The organism is Glutamicibacter sp. NPDC127525, from assembly GCF_042672105.1.
Taxonomy (GTDB): domain Bacteria; phylum Actinomycetota; class Actinomycetes; order Actinomycetales; family Micrococcaceae; genus Glutamicibacter.
Window position 1 is genome coordinate 175,245 of record NZ_JBHXVN010000005.1, and the last position, 17,872, is coordinate 193,116.

16 protein-coding genes are annotated in these 17,872 nt (G+C 61.4%); 11 read left to right on the plus strand and 5 right to left on the minus strand.

Going from position 1 to position 17,872, the window contains the following annotated elements:
• Window positions 1-4 precede the first annotated feature (4 nt).
• The 3 genes from ACFVHU_RS13235 to ACFVHU_RS13245 all read left to right on the plus strand — a co-directional run bounded on the left by ACFVHU_RS13235 (window position 5) and on the right by ACFVHU_RS13245 (window position 3,816).
• Complete coding sequence (locus tag ACFVHU_RS13235) at window positions 5-1,018, plus strand: Gfo/Idh/MocA family protein (RefSeq protein ID WP_105656544.1); 1,014 nt, start codon at window positions 5-7, stop codon at window positions 1,016-1,018.
• 7 nt (window positions 1,019-1,025) lie between these two features.
• Window positions 1,026-1,910 (plus strand): sugar phosphate isomerase/epimerase, encoded by an 885-nt coding sequence (locus tag ACFVHU_RS13240; protein WP_105656543.1) that lies wholly within the window; start codon window positions 1,026-1,028, stop codon window positions 1,908-1,910.
• A gap of 415 nt (window positions 1,911-2,325) precedes the next feature.
• Window positions 2,326-3,816, plus strand: coding sequence for a sugar porter family MFS transporter (locus tag ACFVHU_RS13245; RefSeq protein ID WP_388024750.1), 1,491 nt, complete (start codon window positions 2,326-2,328; stop codon window positions 3,814-3,816).
• A 64-nt stretch (window positions 3,817-3,880) separates the two neighbouring features.
• Here the strand turns inward: ACFVHU_RS13245 and ACFVHU_RS13250 are convergent, their stop codons facing one another.
• Window positions 3,881-4,870 (minus strand): LacI family DNA-binding transcriptional regulator, encoded by a 990-nt coding sequence (locus ACFVHU_RS13250; protein ID WP_388024751.1) that lies wholly within the window; start codon window positions 4,868-4,870, stop codon window positions 3,881-3,883.
• A 96-nt stretch (window positions 4,871-4,966) separates the two neighbouring features.
• Between ACFVHU_RS13250 and ACFVHU_RS13255 the strand changes: the two genes are divergently transcribed.
• The gene (locus ACFVHU_RS13255) at window positions 4,967-6,058 is read left to right on the plus strand and encodes a Gfo/Idh/MocA family oxidoreductase (RefSeq protein ID WP_105656540.1); all 1,092 of its coding nucleotides are present in this window, start codon (window positions 4,967-4,969) and stop codon (window positions 6,056-6,058) included.
• Window positions 6,055-6,849 (plus strand): TIM barrel protein, encoded by a 795-nt coding sequence (locus ACFVHU_RS13260; protein ID WP_388024753.1) that lies wholly within the window; start codon window positions 6,055-6,057, stop codon window positions 6,847-6,849. The genes ACFVHU_RS13255 and ACFVHU_RS13260 overlap by 4 nt, the downstream gene beginning before the upstream one ends.
• Before the next feature lie 91 nt (window positions 6,850-6,940).
• Here the strand turns inward: ACFVHU_RS13260 and iolB are convergent, their stop codons facing one another.
• Both iolB and ACFVHU_RS13270 read right to left on the minus strand, forming a co-directional pair.
• The gene (iolB, locus tag ACFVHU_RS13265) at window positions 6,941-7,843 is read right to left on the minus strand and encodes a 5-deoxy-glucuronate isomerase (protein WP_332594580.1); all 903 of its coding nucleotides are present in this window, start codon (window positions 7,841-7,843) and stop codon (window positions 6,941-6,943) included.
• Between the two features lie 33 nt (window positions 7,844-7,876).
• A complete protein-coding gene (locus ACFVHU_RS13270) occupies window positions 7,877-8,617 on the minus strand; it encodes a GntR family transcriptional regulator (protein WP_332486354.1) in 741 nt (246 codons plus the stop codon).
• A 360-nt stretch (window positions 8,618-8,977) separates the two neighbouring features.
• Here ACFVHU_RS13270 and ACFVHU_RS13275 point away from each other — a divergent pair, with 360 nt between their 5' ends.
• The 5 genes from ACFVHU_RS13275 (at window position 8,978) to ACFVHU_RS13295 (ending at window position 14,463) form a co-directional block, all read left to right on the plus strand.
• The gene (locus ACFVHU_RS13275) at window positions 8,978-10,186 is read left to right on the plus strand and encodes a Gfo/Idh/MocA family protein (protein WP_133833851.1); all 1,209 of its coding nucleotides are present in this window, start codon (window positions 8,978-8,980) and stop codon (window positions 10,184-10,186) included.
• A 5-nt stretch (window positions 10,187-10,191) separates the two neighbouring features.
• Window positions 10,192-11,205 carry a LacI family DNA-binding transcriptional regulator gene (locus ACFVHU_RS13280; RefSeq protein ID WP_133833852.1) on the plus strand — a complete coding sequence of 338 codons (1,014 nt, stop codon included), beginning with the start codon at window positions 10,192-10,194 and terminating at the stop codon, window positions 11,203-11,205.
• Between the two features lie 209 nt (window positions 11,206-11,414).
• Entirely contained in the window at window positions 11,415-12,410 is a 996-nt protein-coding gene (locus ACFVHU_RS13285; protein ID WP_105662246.1) for a substrate-binding domain-containing protein, read from the plus strand.
• Between the two features lie 75 nt (window positions 12,411-12,485).
• Window positions 12,486-13,550 carry an ABC transporter permease gene (locus ACFVHU_RS13290; RefSeq protein WP_105656533.1) on the plus strand — a complete coding sequence of 355 codons (1,065 nt, stop codon included), beginning with the start codon at window positions 12,486-12,488 and terminating at the stop codon, window positions 13,548-13,550.
• Between the two features lie 19 nt (window positions 13,551-13,569).
• Complete coding sequence (locus ACFVHU_RS13295) at window positions 13,570-14,463, plus strand: ATP-binding cassette domain-containing protein (RefSeq protein WP_105662247.1); 894 nt, start codon at window positions 13,570-13,572, stop codon at window positions 14,461-14,463.
• 69 nt (window positions 14,464-14,532) lie between these two features.
• Here the strand turns inward: ACFVHU_RS13295 and ACFVHU_RS13300 are convergent, their stop codons facing one another.
• Window positions 14,533-15,534, minus strand: coding sequence for a Gfo/Idh/MocA family oxidoreductase (locus ACFVHU_RS13300; RefSeq protein WP_388024755.1), 1,002 nt, complete (start codon window positions 15,532-15,534; stop codon window positions 14,533-14,535).
• A gap of 28 nt (window positions 15,535-15,562) precedes the next feature.
• Window positions 15,563-16,447 carry a sugar phosphate isomerase/epimerase family protein gene (locus tag ACFVHU_RS13305; protein ID WP_388024756.1) on the minus strand — a complete coding sequence of 295 codons (885 nt, stop codon included), beginning with the start codon at window positions 16,445-16,447 and terminating at the stop codon, window positions 15,563-15,565.
• 307 nt (window positions 16,448-16,754) lie between these two features.
• Between ACFVHU_RS13305 and ACFVHU_RS13310 the strand changes: the two genes are divergently transcribed.
• Window positions 16,755-17,816, plus strand: a complete 1,062-nt coding sequence (locus ACFVHU_RS13310; RefSeq protein WP_105656529.1) for a substrate-binding domain-containing protein — start codon at window positions 16,755-16,757, stop codon at window positions 17,814-17,816.
• The last annotated feature ends 56 nt before the right edge of the window (window positions 17,817-17,872 follow it).

The window sequence follows — 17,872 nt, forward strand, 5'->3', positions numbered from 1 at the left end:
TATCGTGCCAGATAACCTGCGCGTCGCCGTCGTTGGAGCCGGGCGCATGGGCGCCGACCACATACAGCGGATCCACCACCGTATTTCCGGAGCCGAAGTCGCGGCCGTCGTTGATATCGACACCGACCGGGTCGCTGCGGCCATCGACGGGATCCCGGGTGCCAAGGGCTACGCCGACCTGTCCGCGGCGCTCGCCGGCGGAGAGGTCAACGCGGTACTGCTGGCGACCCCCGGCTTCCTTCACCACGATGCATTGCTGGCGGTGCTCGAGGCAGATATTCCGGTGCTGTGCGAAAAGCCGCTGACCCCCGATGCCGCTTCCTCCTGGGAGATCGTCGAGGCCGAGGCCAAGCTGGGCCGCAAGCGCATCCAAGTGGGCTTCATGCGGCGTTTCGACGCCGAGTACCGGCAGCTGCGCCAGCTGATCGAGGACGAGAGCCTGGGCGAATTGCTGGTGCTGCACCACCAGCACCGCAATCCCTCCACCCCGGAGGGCTTCACCAATGAGATGCTGATCAACGACTCGGTGGTCCACGAATTCGACGCCATCCGCTACTTCACCGGTGACGAGATCACCTCGGTGCAGGTGCGCTTGGGCAAGGCCACCCGCAATGCTCCCAACGGCCAGCACGACCCCCAGCACGTGCTGCTGGAAACCTCGACCGGAGTGCTCGCCGACGTGGAGATCTACGTCAACGCGAAGTTCGGCTACGAGGTGGCGACCCAGGCTTCCTTCGAGGAGGGCATCGTGTCCATCGGCAATGACGCTGGACCGTATGTGCGTACCGCCGGGCAGTGGGGCGGCAAGGTCACCCCGGGCTTCGAGGAGCGTTTCGGCGCCGCCTACGATACCGAAATCCAGTCATGGGTGGACGCCGCGCTGCGAGGCGAATTGGGCGGGCCCAGCGCCTGGGACGGCTACGCCACCGCGGCCTGCTGCGAGGCGGGAGTCGAAGCCCAGCGCACCGGCGAAAAGGTGGCAGTCAAGCTGAACAGCAAGCCGGATCTCTACAGCTAAGGGCATCATGAAATACGCACTGGACCCGACCCCGTTCCATTCCACCCATTCGCTGCTCCAGTTCCCGGAACTGGCAGCGGAGCTGGGCTATGACAGCATCCAGCTGACACCGCATGCGGACATGATTCCGTTCTTCACCCACCCCAAGGCCGACGATGACCTGGTCGCGCAGCTCGCGGCCCGTTGCCGGGCTTCCGGGGTGGAGATCGCTTCGGTGCTGCCGGTACTGCGCTGGGCCTCGCCCGATGAGAATTTGCGCCAGGCCGCGGTGCGCTACTGGAAGCGCGCCATCCAGATTGCCGTGGATCTCGGCGTGAACCAGATGAACACTGAATTCTCCGGGCGGCCGGAACGCGCCGAGGAGTCCGAGGCGGCGTTCTACCGCTCCATGGAAGAGCTCGTGCCAATCATTGAGCGCGAGGGCATCAATGTGGCCATTGACCCGCATCCGGATGATTTTGTCGAAGAAGGCCTGGCCGCTTGGCGGGTGATCCGCGGGGTGAACTCGCCGAATCTGTCCTTCGTCTACGTTGCTTCGCATTCCTTCCACATGAAGGACAAGCCGCTGGATATCATGCAGGCAGTGGGAGAGCGGCTGCGCGTGGTGCACGTGGCGGACACCATGAACCATCATGCCTCGCACGGGTTGCGCTACATCACCAACCCGCCGGGCAATGCGGTGCGCGTGCACCAGCATCTGAAGCTTGGCGATGGCGACGTGAACTGGGACGAATTCTTCTCCGGCCTCGTGGCCAACGGATTTGCCGACCGCCAGGACAGCGTGATGGTCTCCTGCGTTTTTGCCGAGAACGAGAACGCCGTAGCAGTCGCCAAGTACCAGTTGGAGCAGATGCGCAGCCGCGTTGACGCTGCCCGTGCCGTGCGCGCCTAGCCAAACCGGCTTCCCGAGCCGAATTGCAACATGACGAAAGCCGAATCCGCAAGGGTTCGGCTTTCGTCGTCCTGCCCGGGGGCCATCCTGCGCAGAAGGCGGATCCAGCAAGAGCCGCAAAATGCCGTGATGATCTGTGGGCATGGTCCCGGGAAGTGGCGGACCGGGAGGCTGCGGCAGTCCAAAAAGCAGTATCCGCCAGGACAAAATGTCCAAGAATGCTTGCCCAGAAAACACTGATGACGTATTGTCCTTACATAAGGGCTGTGAAGCCCATCACTTTCAATTATCGACGGGGCCGGAATAATGCTCAATGGCCCCCGCCGCACCGAGTGGAGGAAGCCGGATCGCAGTTGATCCGATGGATGGCCGCAGGCCAGCCACGCTTCCACCCGGGCAATCCAAAGGAGTCCCCATGTCCAGTGCGCAGAGTGCTTCTGCAGAGTCGAGTCTGCCGCCCCTTAGTCCGGGCCCCCATGCAAAACGTCTCGGTTTAATCTCCATCGTTGCCTGTTTCGGCGGCCTGCTTTTCGGCTATGACACAGGTGTTGCCAACGGTGCTGAAGGCCCGATGGCCGCCGAGCTGGGCCTGAATCTCCTGCAGATTGGCGTGGTGATCAGCTCGCTGGTCTTCGCCGCCGCAATTGGCGCACTGGTCGGTGGGCAGATCGCTGACGTGTGGGGCCGGCGGAAAACCATCATCATGCTGGCAGTCCTCTTCTTCGCGGGAAGCCTGCTGGTTGTCTTTTCGCCTGCTGGACCGGAACTGGGAACGTTCTCGCCCTTTGGCTACAGCGTGCTGATTGCCGGACGCATCATGCTCGGATTGGCCGTCGGCGGCGCATCTACGGTCGTACCGGTATACCTGGCTGAACTGGCACCGTATGAAATTCGCGGCTCGATCACCGGCCGCAATGAGTTGGCCATCGTCTCGGGCCAGCTGGCCGCCTTCGTCATGAACGCGATCATTGGAACCGTTCTGGGCGGGACCGTGGATGGCATCTGGCGTATCATGTTCGCGATTTGCGCCTTGCCGGCATTGGCGTTGTTCTTCGGCATGCTGCGCATGCCTGAATCCCCTCGCTGGCTCGTGGAAAAGCGCCGCTATGCCGAGGCGTTGCGGGTGCTCAAGACCGTGCGCTCGCCTGAACGCGCAATGGCCGAAGTCCACGAGATCGAGATTGTCGCCGACGAGGAAAAGCTGGCTAACAAGCCGGTGGGCATCAAAGCGGTGCTGAAGAACAAATGGCTGATGCGCATCATCGCCATCGGCATCGGCGTTTCCATGACTCAGCAGCTCACGGGCATCAACTCGATCATGTACTACGGCACGCGCGTGCTGGAAGAATCCGGGATGTCAGAGCAGCAGGCAGTACTGGCGAATATCGCCTTTGGCGTGGTTGCTGTCATTGGCGGAATTATCGCCCTGCGCAACATGGACCGCATGGACCGCCGCAAGACGTTCCTGATTGGCCTGTCGCTGACCACCACCTGCCACCTGCTGGTGGCTATCGCGGGCATGCTGCTGCCAGTTGGCAGCCCGATCCGGCCAGTGGTGATCCTGATCCTGGTGGTTGCCTTCGTGATGTCCATGCAGACATTCCTGAACGTGGCCGTCTGGGTATGGCTGGCTGAAATCTTCCCGCTGCATATGCGCGGACTGGGCATTGGCATCTCGGTGTTCTTCGGCTGGACGACCAACGGCGTGCTGGCGCTGTTCTTCCCATCGCTGGTCTCCGGGACCGGGATTACCGGGTCCTTCTTCATCTTCGCTGGCATCGGTGTGCTGGCACTGTTCTTCGTAGCCACGCAGGTGCCTGAAACCCGTGGACGCTCGCTGGAAGCGCTGGAAGAGGATGTTTCCACCGGAGCGATCTACCACGTCAAGCCTGCGGTCAACGCCTGAATCCCGGCGCATCGCTGAGCTGGCAAGCCCAGCCCCCCCACGTGGCAGGGGGCTGGGCTCGCTGCTATGCCCGGGGCCTTGCCGTGCTGCCTCGCACTACCAGCTGCGGGGCATGGGTGCTGGAAGCGCCCGGGGCGTTCAGGGCCGCGTGCATGGCGGTTTGGGCCAGTGCCGCGACATCTTGCCGAACGCTGGTCAGATCGGCGTGCGCCAGCCTGGCGAATTCACTGTCGTCATAGCCGACCAGGCAGATCTGCTCGGGAACATGCAGGCCGGCAAGGTCGATTGCTTGGCGGGCGCCGAGTGCCGCACGGTCATTGAAGGCCAGTACCGCTGTGGCGCGTTCGGCTGGGGGAGTTGCTGCCAGGTATTCGCGCAGGACCGTGAAAGCGGTGGCGTCATCGGGGCCAGCTGGGAGCACTTGGCCGTGCGCGTTGGCGCGGGCGGCGGATTCGGCAAAGGCATCGCGCCGCTGTTGCGCCGCGATGGCAGATCCGCCATCCAGATGCAGCAGCCGGGTGTGGCCGAGCTGGGCCACATGGCGGACGGCTTGTTCAACGCCGGCAGCTTCGTTGGTAATGACGGATGGGATGCCGTCAATCGTGCGCAGCAGGCTGATTATGGGAAGCTGCTTGGAGGCGTGGACCAGTTGAGCCGGCGGAAGTTCCGGGAACAGGCCAATCACCGCTTCGACTCCCGCATCGATCAGCGTATTGAGCACTCGGCGTTCATCGCGGTGCCTGCCGGTAGCGCCCAGGATGATCTCGAAGCCGTTCTGGTCTGCCTGCTCGTACAGGGCATCGGCCAACTCCGCATGCAACGGTTCTCCCAGCGCCAGGGCCAGCCCGATGGTCCGGCTGCGGTTGCTGCGCAGAGACCGCGCGCGCGAATCCGGGCGGTAACCCAACTCCGCGGCCGCCTGCTTGACTCGGGACCGGGACTCCTCGCTGGCACCCTCGGCACCGCGCATGACAATCGAGGCCAGCGCTACCGAGACCCCAGAGGCGCGGGCGACGTCGGCCAGTGTGGGGCGTTTTGCAGGGGGTGTCGGCATGGGCGGAACTTTCTTCTAGAACGTTATAGACAGTTGCTATCCAGTGTGCCATGATTTTCCTGAACACTAAATCTAGAACGTTCTAGGAGAGACTTCATGGCTTACCAGACCCTGCCAGAAACTTCAGTAAAGCCGCTGCGCCTGGCCGTTATCGGTACCGGGTGGATCGGAGCATTCCACGCCCGCACCGTGGCGCAGCATCTGCCGGATGCGCTATTGCATGTCATAGCGGACCCGGCGCCGGGCCGGGCCGCTGAACTGGCCGCTGAGCTTGGTTGCCCGAACTACACCGAAGACATCGCCGACGTGCTGGCCGACGACAGCGTGGACGCCGTGGTTATCGGGGCGCCTTCGAGCTTCCATGCCGGCTTGATCGCCCAAGCCGCCGCAGCCGGAAAGCACATCTTCTGCGAAAAGCCGGCAGCGCACGCGTTGTCGGACTTGGACGCCGCGCTTGACGCCGTGGAGGCTTCCGGGGTGCTGCTGCAGATCGGTTTCAACCGGCGCTTCTCCCGGGACTTCGCCGTTGTGGCGGAACAGGTGCATTCCGGAGTTATTGGCACCCCGCAACTGCTGCGCTCGCTGACCCGGGATCCAGAAGTGGCCGGCGGGCTGCCCAACGCGGCAAAGATCCGTTCCCACGTCATTTTCACTGAAACCCTGATCCACGATTTTGACACCCTGAACTGGTTGAACCCGGGAGCCGAAGCAGTGGAAGTCCACGTCATGTCCGATGCGCTGGTGGCCCCTGAGCACCGGGGCTCCGGTTTGCTGGATACCGCCGTGGTGAGCCTGCGCTACTCCAATGGGGCAATCGCCGTGGCCGAGGCGAACTTCTCGGCCAGCTACGGCTATGACGTGCGCGGAGAAGTCTTCGGTTCAAAGGGCATGGTGCAGGCAGGCAATCCGGTGCAGCTGGCCGCGGCCAGCTTCGACAGCCAGGGAGCGCATGCGCCAACCGAACGGTTGAACATCGAGCTATTCGCCCAGGCCTACCGCGAGCAGCTCTCGGTCTTCGCCCGCAAGATCCGGGGCTTGCGCGAGGATACGGCTGATGCGGCCCTGGCGGTCCCCACCGGCGCCGACGCCCGCGCAGCCCTGCGCATCGCACTGGCGGCCTTGGAATCCGCAGAATCCGGGCTGCCGGTCAAGTTGGAATCCGCCACCCGCCTTGCGGTGAACCCATGAACGGGCAACTGGCGGTCTGTGCCGAAATGGTCTTCCTGGACCTTCCGCTGATCGACCGGGTGAAGCGCCTGGACGAGGCCGGCTTTGAAATAGAATTCTGGGATATCCGGGGCAAGGACCTGCCGGCATTGGCGGCCACCGGCGCCCGTTTCGGCTCCATGACAGGCTACAGCGCAGGCAGCCTCTGCGATCCGGACAGCGCGGGCGAAGTTGTTCGCACCGCCAAGGAATTGATCCCGGCAGCCCAGCAGCTGGGCATCCACCGGCTAGTTGTGCATCCGGCCCAGCTCGTTGACGGGCAGGCGGCCAGCCCGCAATTCCGGGCTACCGGAGAGATGTGGCTCACCGCAGCGCGAACGCTGGAAGCACTGGGCCGCATCGGCGAAGAGCACCAGGTCACCTTCATGCTGGAGAACCTGAACACGATCCTGGATCACCCTGGAATCCCGCTGGGACGCGCCAAGGACACGATGTCCCTGGTCAAGGCCGTCGGGCACCCGAACGTGAAGATGATGCTGGACCTGTACCACGCCCAAATTGGCGAGGGGAACCTCATCGAACTGGTGCGCTCGGCGCTTCCGCACATTGGGGAAATCCAGGTCGCAGACGTACCCGGACGGTGCGAGCCGGGCACCGGGGAGATCAACTATCTGGCCGTCGCCCGTGTGCTGGCCGAGCTGGGTTATTCTGGCCCGATCGGCATGGAGGCCTACGCCAGCGCAGATTCCGAAGGAGCCATCGCGGCCTTTGCCCAGGCGTTTTCACCGCTGTCCAAGCCCGTGGCGCGCTAGCATCATGCACCGAGCATCGGAATGAGAGTCTAAAGCCCAGTGGCGGCAGCAGGAAAACCTGCTGCCGCCACTTGGCGTGCGTTCCGAGAAGCTACGCGCCAGCGCCGAAAGGCAAGCGCGAATCCATGCTCTGCGAATCCCAAGTCTGGCGGATCCAGCCGTGGTGGGGATCATCGCTGATCAGCCAATCGCGCACCCGCCCCGGGCCGGCCATGACGTTCAGGTAGTAGAGGTCGTATCCCGGCCCGGCCATGGCCGGACCATGCCAGCCGTAGGGGACCAGGACAACGTCCCCGGTGCGGACCTCGGCATTTACATCGATGGGGCGTTCATCCGAAGCATAAACGCGCGCGTAGCCGATGGGATCGCTTGCCGCCTCGGCGGGCATGCCCTGGGCTAGCTGCGTCTCGAAGTAGTAGATTTCCTCGAGGCTGGTTTCGCCTTCCTTCTCCTGATCATGCTTATGCGGAGGGTAGGAAGACCAGTTGCCCGCCGGAGTGATGACTTCGCAGACGATGAATCGGTCCGCTTCCAGGGCGGCCGGGGTGCCGAAGTTGTGGACCTGGCGGGAGCAGTTTCCTGCGCCGCGCAGCTCCACAGGGGTCTCTTCTGCCCTGATCAGCCGGGTCGGGTAGGACTGCTTGGCCGGGGCCAGTGCGACGGCGACCCGGCCCCCTTTGGCGGAGCTGATGGACAGCGCCGTGTTGATGCCGGTGTAGAGGACATCAGCAGGTCCAGCAAAGACTGATTCGCGACCCTTGAGAACATGTTCGGTTCCTGCCATGGCGACAGTGAATGATTCGCCGCTGAGCGGGACCACGATCCGTTCTTCGCCGCAGGCCTCCAGTTCAACTGTTTGGCCAGGGGCCAGCTCAGCTACCTTGAGTCCGGTGTGTGCCCAGCCGTCTATGGAAACGGCTGAGTCATGGGCACCGAGCGAGATGCTCCATTCTCCGTTAGCGGCCGAACCTGCAGGGTAAATCCAATCGGTCATCAGTCGATCCTTTCGACGGCGGGGGACAGGTGCCTAGCGTTGCACCAAGGTCATTTCAAAACTGTAGGCGTCTGCTCGATAAACATGGGAGCCGGTTTCCACGTTGCGCCCAGTGTCATCCACCGCGGTGCGCTGCATGGTCACCAGGGCCGAACCGGCCGCTGCGTCCAAGGTCTTGGCCTGGGCTTCATCTGCGGTCGTGGCCCCGATGCGCTGCTGGGCCAGCCGGAAGTTCACCCCTGCTTCGCGCAGGAGCTCGTAGAGGCCATGGGCCTGCAAGGACTTTTCGTCCAGCTCGACAATGTCGTCGCGAACCCAGTTCTCCATGAGGGCCAGCGGGCTGCCTCCGGCAGAACGCAGCCGGGTGAAGTGGTAGACAGAGACGTCCTTGGGCAACGAAAGAAGATCCTGGATCTCCGGCGGAGCGGGAATGTGCTCGAAGCTGAGCAGGGTGGTAGAAGGCTTCTTCCCGGCGCGCTCAAGGTCGTCATTCAGGCTGGACAGCTCAAGATGCCGGCGGATCTGGCTGGAAACAACCTGCGTTCCCACACCGCGCTTGCGCACCAGCAGGCCGGACTGGACTAGGTCATCCATGGCCTTGCGAATGGTGGGCCGTGAAAGCCGCAGCCGCTGGGCCAGCTCGATTTCATTTTCCAGTCGAGTGCCCGAGGCCAGCGAACCGTCGCGGATCGCGCCTTCGATGCCTTGCGCTACCTGGTGGTAAAGGGGAATGGGCGAAGATCGGTCGATCTTGATGCTCAGTGGTGTGCTCACAGTTGCTCCTTGCCGGCGACTTTGTCATGATATGTCGCTTTGACAGGACAAACTATATATGAAAGTTCACGATTTGGGCATCCTTTGGCTGGAAATCCAATCATTCCAAAGCATTCTCCACGCAAGTTGGTGATCCCCAGCGGCGTTGCCAGCCGCGGGGTTCGAGTCAGACATGAGGTCCGACAAGGGGAATTGGACAACAGGTTGGATTGTCCAATCGTCCAGATAAGAAATTCGGCAGATTCCATTGCCCGAGGATTCCAGTGGCACATATGGTTTTTTGGAACGGTCCAAGACTTGAGGCGAGCCGCGGCGGCCACAGGGAATCACGGCGTTAAACGCCGCAGACAGGAGAACATCATGAATGAACAGCGCAGCATCGGCGTGGGGCTGATCTCGGTGGGATGGATGGGCAAGCTGCACGCTCGCGCCTACAGTTCGGTGCCCTATGCTTATCCAGAGCTGGGCATCAAGCCAAGACTGGTCATAGCCGCGGACACCGAGCAGTCGCGAGTCGACTTCGCGATCTCAACACTGGGCTTCGAGCGCGGAACACTGGACTACCACCAGGTGCTAGCCGATCCCGAGGTGGATGTCGTCTCGATTTGCGCTCCGAACTTCCTGCACGCCGACATGGCGATCGCCGCAGCGGAGGCCGGCAAGCACTTCTGGATCGAAAAGCCCGCCGGCCGAAGCCTGGCCGAAACGCAGGCTATCGAGCAAGCCGCCATCCGCAATGGCGTGGTCACCTCGGTCGGGTTCAACTACCGGCATGCGCCAGCTATCGCACGCGCCCGCCAGCTGGTGCAAGAAGGCCGGCTGGGATCCATCACGAATGTCCGCGCCAGCTTCCTTGCCGGATATGCGGCAGACCCCCGGGCCGCTCTGTCGTGGCGCTTCAACCGGGAGCTGGCCGGCAGCGGGGTGCTTGCTGACCTGTTCAGCCATGCAGCTGATCTATGCAGCCATGTTGTCGGCCCCATCCAGGGCATTTCCGCATCCACCAATGTCATGATCCCGTCCCGGCCGAAACTATCCATGGGCCAGGGCACGCACTTCGACCTGATCGAAGGCGGTGAGCAAGGTGAAGTCGAGAATGAGGATTACGCCGCAGCGTTGGTGCGTTTCAGCCCAGAAGGCGTGGCGGACCGCGCGATCGGAACTATCGAGGCATCCCGGGTGGCTGTGGGACCGCAGTGCGGTTACCGGCTGGAAATCTACGGCACGGAAGGTTCGGTCAAGTGGGATTTTGAACGCATGAATGAACTGGAAGTCGTGCTCGGTCGAGACAACGAAGAACAGGGATTCACGACGGTGATCGGCTCGCCAAAGCATGGCGAATACTCCCGGTTCCAGCCAGGCCCAGGGAACGCGATGGGCTTTGACGACCTCAAGACCATCGAGGCCAAGAAGTTCCTGCTGGCTGTCGCCGGTGGCGAGAAAACGAACTCCACCATCGCCGATGCGGTGGCGGCAGCCGCAGTGGTCGAAGCGGCCGAAGCATCTGCCGCAAGCGGCACGTGGCAGGCGCTGGATGAGCCGGTGCGCGCTGCGAGTGTGCAATACTGACCGCCATGCCTGACTCGTCGCGCCGCCGCCCCACGATCCGGGACGTCGCCAAGCATGCCGGGGTCTCAAAATCCTTGGTCTCCCTGGTGCTCTCGGATCCTAGCAAGGTCAGTTCGATGCGGCGTTCGCTGGTCGAGGACTCCATCCGCGAGTTGGGCTATCAGCCCAACCTGGCAGCGCGCTCGCTTTCGGCCGAGAACCGGCATGCCATTGGCGTTGTCTTGGGGGAACTGCATAATCCCTGGGTTCTGAGCGTCGCGGAAGTGGTTCGCGAACAGTTGCAAGCAGCAGGGCTTGACGTGCTGTTCAGTGCGGCCGCGATTCATGACGGGCAGGGCGTTGGGCCCGCGGAATTGCAGACCTTGCGCGATTTGCGGGTCAGTGGAATTCTCGTCGTTGGATCAGCCGATGACGCCGTCAGTTTCGAAGCCGCCTTGGGTGAGACTCCCGCGGTATTTGTTGGCGGCGGGCGCCAGGCCCAATCAAGCGCTGGCGCGGTTTCGGTTGATGATGAGCAGGGCTTCGGCATGGTGATTGACCACTTGGTCGATTGCGGAAATGCGTGGATTACCCATATAGCCGGTGGCGCTGGTCCGGTTTCTGCGATGCGCGAAGCCGCCTATCATCGGGCGATGCTGCGCCATGGCTTGCGCCAGCACGTACAGGTGGTGGAAGCCGGGCCAACGATTCAGGCCGGGCATGAAGCCGTAGCGCGACTGCTGGCCTCGGGGGCACGGCCTGAATCGCTGGCTTGTTTCAATGATCTTTCCGCCATTGGGGCGCTGCAGGCTCTGGATGAGGCTGGCGTGTCTGCGGCGGTGACTGGCTACGACAATATTTCCCTATCGTCGCTGGGAAGAATTTCGCTGACCAGCATCGGCTCGGATTCGGAAGATCTCGGTCGCAGCAGCGTGCGGCTGCTGCTCCAATTGATGCGGAATCCGGAAGGAAAATTTGCACGTCAGTTGATGATTCCACCGCGGCTTATCGTGCGCTCCTCGTCGCAGCTGCACCGTTGAACCCTGTGAAAGCGGCGTTTCGCCGTGCTTGTCGAGGTCGGCAAATTACTCGTCTTCACATCCTTATGTCTTAACAAAGTCTTGACGGATCGCTTTTCGTCACGCACACTTTAGGCATCTTGTGATTCAAGTCACGGAACATCTTGTTAAGGCGGCCCGCCCCAGGGGACAATCGGGGTGCGCCGGGGATTCCTGAAGGGGAAACGAATATGGGAAAGCCAATTTGGCGCAAACTCGCAATCACGCTCGCCATCATTCCAGCATTGGGGCTGGCGGCTTGCTCGTCCACTGGCGGGCGTGCACCGGAACCGGAAAGCAATGCCGGTGGCGGTGCGGTGGCGGCTACTGACCGCATCAAAATCGCGGTCATCACCCACGCGGCTCCAGGAGATACCTTCTGGGACATTCTTAGAAAGGGCGCTGAAGAAGCTTCGGCCAAGGACAACGTAGAACTCCAGTATCTGAGTGATCCTGATGGCGGACGCCAGTCCCAGCTGATCGAGCAGGCTATTGACCAGGGCGTCGACGGCATCGCCGTGACCCTGGCCAAGCCCGACGCCATGGCTGGAGCGCTAGGCAAGGCTGCCGATGCCGGGATCCCCATTGTCAGCTTGAATGCCGGTGAAGCCCGATTCAAGGATCTCGGAGCATTTGCCCACTTCGGTTCCAATGAGCAGCTTGCAGGCCAGGCCGCTGGCGAAAAGCTGAAGGAGGCGGGAATCAAGAAGCCGATATGCGTCATCCAGGAACAGGGGCACGTTGGGCTTGAAGCACGTTGCGCCGGCGTGAAGAAAATCGTCCCAGACACCGAAATACTCTACGTGCAGGGCACTGACATGACCCAGGTTGAATCAACGGCAACCGCAAAGCTCCAAGCCGATAAGCAAGCCGACGCGATCATCGGCCTGGGCGCACCCATCACGATGACACTGCTCAAGGCTAAAGCCACGGCGAAGTCCGAGGTCGAGGTAGCTTCCTTCGACATGAACTCGCAGTTGGTTGAAGAAATCACCAAGGGCAATGTGATGTTCACCGTTGACCAGCAGCCTTGGTTGCAGGGCTACATGGCAGTTGATGCGCTGTGGCAGAACAACCGTGGCGGCTTCACCATCGGCGGTGGACAGGCGACGTTGACCGGCCCGGCTGTTGTAGACAAAGCCGTCGCTGAGCAAATTACCAGTTTCGCCCAAGAAGGCGTCCGCTAGCCACATCCCCTCGGCGCGCGCCTGATCTGCCGGTAGCGGCGATCCGGCGCGCAGCCTGGACACGGAGGAAATCCCATGTCATCTATAACAGCTTCACCCTCTCAAAAGAGAAAATCTCCGGCTCTGGACGAGCGCGTCGGCAAGAAAAGCGCATTGTCTATCCTTCTGGGCCGTCCGGAGATCGGTGCTCTCGTGGGCGCCATCGCCCTCTTCGTATTCTTCGCCGTCGTCGCTCCGGTCTTCCTGGCTCCCGCATCCTTGGCCACCGTCCTCTATGGGGCTTCGACCATCGGCATCATGGCCGTTGGCGTGTCACTGCTGATGATCGGTGGCGAGTTCGACCTATCCACCGGTGTGGCCGTCATTTCTTCGGCGCTCAGTGCATCGATGATCTCCTGGTACTTCGGTCTCAACGTCTGGGTCGGCATTGCCTTGGCCCTGGTCGTCTCGCTGCTGATCGGTTTCATCAACGGAATCATCCTGATCAAGACCAAGCTGCCATCCTTCATCGTGACGCTGGCCAGTTTCTTGATGCTCACCGGCCTGAATCTGGGCCTGACGCGAGCCATTGGCGGCTCGGTGTCCTCTCCATCTATTGCGGATATTGAAGGATTCCAGAGCGCAAAGGCGGTCTTTGCCTCTTCAGTCAATATCGCCGGGATCGACGTCAAGATCACCGTGTTCATCTGGATCGCCATGGTGATCATCGCTTCCTGGATCTTGCTCCGAACCAAGATCGGGAACTGGATCTTCGCCGTAGGCGGGGATGAGAAGGCCGCTCGCGCCGTCGGCGTTCCAGTGGTCCGCACCAAGATCGGACTCTTCATGGCCGTTGGATTCTGCGGCTGGGTGCTGGGCATGCACAACCTCTTCGCCTTTGACTCGGTGCAGTCCGGCGAAGGCATCGGCAATGAATTCCTCTACATCATTGCCGCGGTCATCGGCGGCTGCCTGCTCACCGGCGGTTACGGTTCAGCCATTGGCGGCGCTATCGGGGCGTTCATTTTCGGCATGGCGAACAAGGGCATCGTGTACGCGGAATGGAATCCGGACTGGTTCAAGTTCTTCCTTGGCCTGATGCTGCTCTTGGCTACGGTGGTCAACATCGTGGTGAAAAAGCGTGCGGAATCCAGCAAGTAGGAAGCCAAGGACAAAAATCATGAAGACTCGCAAGAATAAGAAGACCGAAGACCTGCTCGAGAAGCTCGAGCCCAAGATCAGCGACAACCTGCTGACCCTCAAGGGAGTTGGCAAGCACTACGGAAGCATCATCGCCCTGCGCGGTGTCGACATGGTGGTGGATCCGGGCAAGGTCACCTGCGTTCTCGGGGATAACGGCGCCGGCAAGTCCACGCTGATCAAGATCATCGCCGGCTTGCACCAGCACGATGAAGGAGAGTTCAGTTTGCATGGCTCGGCCATCAAGCTCAAGAGTCCCCGCGTCGCACTGGATGCCGGCATCGCCGCGGTGTACCAGGACCTGGCGGTCGTTCCTTTGATGCCGATCTGGCGCAACTTCTTCCTCGGCTCGGAACTGACCACCGGGGTTGGGCTGTTCAAGAAGCTTGATGTGCAGAAAATGAAGGACATCACCAAGCAGGAGCTCTCCGACATGGGCATTGATCTGCGTGACGTCGAGCAGCCGATCGGCCAGCTGTCCGGCGGTGAACGCCAGTGCGTAGCCATCGCTCGCGCGGTATATTTCGGAGCCAAGGTCCTGATCCTCGATGAGCCTACCGCCGCCTTGGGCGTCAAGCAGTCCGGCGTGGTGCTGCGCTACATCCTCCAGGCGCGCGACCGCGGGTTGGGTGTCATCTTCATTACGCACAACCCGCATCACGCGTATCCGGTAGGGGACTCGTTCCTGTTGCTGAAACGCGGCCGCTCCATCGGGTACTACTCGAAGTCGGAAATCACCGTCGAAGAGCTGACCGCCCAGATGGCCGGTGGCGCTGAACTCGCTGAACTGGCTCATGAGCTTGAACAGCTTGGTGGACATGATGAAGAGCTGGCAGAGGCAGAGGCGGGCGCGAACTCTCAAGCAACAGCCTGACCCAACCGCAGCTAAGGCCTGGGCTTCTTCGCGATGGTGAAGAAGCCCAGGCCTTAGCTGTCCCAGTGCTTAGAGCGAGTAGTCAATCATTTCACTATGGCCAGTAGCGATGGAACGCACCGCGGCCTGGGCGATGGCCTGGGATTTGAGCCCCTCACGCAACGTGACAGGTACTTCCCGGTCTTCGTCCAGTGCCTGAACGAAGGCTCCCAAGCTGGCGGCATAGGTTGGCTGGACCCTGTCGAACCAGTTGCCGTGCAGCCCGTGGGATTGCGCGTGCTGCCCCTGGAACAGGCTGACGTGCCCCGAGGGTTGCCGTTCAGATGCGGCCATGGCTTCAGACCCCAGCGCTTCGATGCGTTCGTCATAGCCGTAATTCGTATGGCGCACACAATCTATTTGGGCCATCGCTCCACTAGGGAACTGCAGCGAACTGATCGAAGTGTCCACATCGCCAAATTCCGCAATCTCCGGGGCGGACAGGGCCGAGCCGAAGGCGTGCACCTGCAGGGGATCCTGGCCTGATATCCAGCGTGCCAAATCATAGAAGTGCACGGCTTGATCGCGGAACTGGCCGCCAGAATTTTTCAGGTAAGCCAGTGGTGGCAATCCCGGGCCACGCGAAGTCAACTGGAGCAAAGCCAGATCGCCGATTCGCCCGGAGTGCACGAGCTCCTTGAGCTCTGCGTGAGCGCGATCGAAGCGCCGGTTGAAATTGACCATGGCCTTGATTCCTGAACGTTCAACGTAGGCTACCGTCGCCTTTGCCGTTTCCAAGTCGAGGTCGATTGGCTTTTCGACGAGAGCCGCCAGGCGCGCATCGGCTGCAAGGCGGAGGTTCTGGGCGTGGGAATCCGTTGATGACGCGATGAACACTGCGTCCAGGCCGTCATTGCCGAAAATCTGGTCGAGCGTTGCTGCTGCCTTGGCGCCATGTCGCGAGGCCAGAGCAGCAGCTCGCTGAGGGTCAATGTCGTAGACCAGTTTAAAGTCGATCTCCGGGTGTGCGGCCAAGTTGTGTGCATGCACCGAGCCGATGAAGCCGGCGCCGATCAGGGCGAATCTTTGCATTGAAGGCACCTCGTGAAGTTGGTTGAAGTCAGGAGATCATGATGTCCAGAAGATTGCGCATGGTGCTGGCAACCTTGTGGAAGTCGTGCTCATTGGCGCGGTCAGAGAACATCTCGGAAACCCACCAGCCGTCATAGCCGGTGGACTTGATCGCGTCCACCCACTGCTGCAATGGGATGGCGCCACCGCCGATGACGACATTGCGGTGCACGTCCTGGGCCGGAACCTCATGGCGCCGATCCAGATCCAACCCGTCGGAAATATGGGCCGCCTTGATCAGTTCCTTGGGCAACGCGGCCACTTCTTCCAAGGTGTCCCCGACGGTCCAGAAATGCCAGGTGTCCAAGGCGATGCCAACGTTCTCGCGGCCGCAGCGCTCAATAATTTCCAGGGCTTGCCGACACCGATTGATATTGGACCAAGCCAGCGGTTCCAAGTAGATCTCCAGCCCGTGCTCTGCGGCGATCCCGGCGGCAGCAGATACATTATCGGCGGCAATGGCCATGGCTTCCGGTTCCGAGAGGCCGAGTGTCCCGCGGTAGCGATCATCAGATGCTGCGAGTTTTCCGGACTTGAAATCCTTGACCACATTCCAGTCCACTGGCCCGGTGCACATTTGCAGGATCGGTGCGCCGACCACTGTGGCGATTTCGGCCATCCGCCTGACTTCCCGGAGCATGTCATCCCGTGCGGTGCCTTGGCGTTCAAGGTCAAGGACTGCGCCGATTCCTGTCACTTCAAGGCCCGTGAGCATTTCTGGAAGCGTGTGCACAGAAAAGCCGGCATCAAGATAGCGATAGAGTTTCGGGCTTTGCAGCTCGATGCCGCCGAATCCGGCCGACCGTGCCGTTGCAATGTCGGTGGCAACATTCCCGTAGAAACTTGTTGTGACATTCATGGACAGTTTTGCCATTGGTCCTCCTTGGCGTGTGGAATGCATGCGTGGAAACGAAATGTACAGTTGTCAGTACAAAGGTGCTTCCAAGATCATATGCCCACTGCTCCCCGGAAAGTAATACGCTCGGGCAAATTCTCCATGAGTTTTTTCCGAGCCGCCGCCAGGCTGGTCTGCGAGTGCAGGATACGTCTGTTCATCACCGGTTTTTCAATGGTTCAAGGCGAAAGTGCGTTATATACCTTCAAGGGAATGCAGTAATCCGGCTCGCTGATTGACTGGATATTCGCCCGCGACAGTGGCTGTTTCGAAGGTGTTTGCAATAATGACCGTTGTGAACATTGCTCAGCCCGGTGAAGGGCGCCCAGGAAACCGGCCCCCGTCGATGGCGGATGTGGCGGCCTTGGCTGGGGTGTCCCATCAGACGGTTTCCCGCGTGCTCAACGACCATCCAAACGTCAGGGCGGGAACCCGCGACCAGGTGCTGGATGCCATCCGGCAGCTGGGTTATCGCCGCAACCGAGCCGCGCGGGCACTGGCCACATCGCACTCGAGCACTATCGGCATTCTGACCATCGGCAGCGAATTCTTCGGACCGCAATCCACCGTGCTGGCCATCGAGGCCGCTGCCCGTGCGCAGGGATATTTCGTGACCGTTACCGCACTGGATCGCTATGACGCGCACAGCGCGAGCGAAGCCCTCAGCCACCTGGTGGACCAGGGCGTTGATGGCGTGGTGATGGTTGCGCCCTTCGAAAAGGTGATCGATGCCCTGGATGATGCTGCCCTGACGATTCCAGTGGTGGTCGTGGCCGCTCGCACGGAGGTTCCCGACGCGGATCCGGCGCATTACGTGTACATCGACCAGCGTGAAGGCGCGCGCTTGGCCACTGGTCATCTTCTGGCCCTGGGGCACCGCAAGATCGTCCACGTGTCCGGGCCGACCGGCTGGTTCGACGCCACCGAACGGCAGATCGGCTGGCGGGAAAAAATGCTGGAAGCCAAGGCCCCGATTGTTGAGGTGCCAGCTGAATCCTGGCAGGCCCAGAGCGGCTATGAGGCAGGCCAGCGTCTGGTTGACCCGATACGCGCCGGCGAAGTTACGGCAGTATTCGCAGCGAATGATTACCTTGCCACCGGTGTTCTGCGTGCTTTCTGGGAAGCCGGGCTGGAAGTGCCCAATGACGTTTCGGTTATCGGTTTCGACGACCTGCAAATCTCCAATTTCCTGATCCCTTCGCTGACCACGGTTCGCCAGCCTTTCCGCGATGTCGGCCATGCTGCGCTGATGGAATTGCTGGAAGGCGCCACGGCTGACAGGGTCCCGAAAGTGATTGCGCCAACGCTGGTAATCCGGGCGAGTACCGCACCGCCCAACGCCCGCTAGCCAAGCGCTTCATTCCCCGAGTCCGGGATCCGGTATTGCGGATCACAAATTGTTAG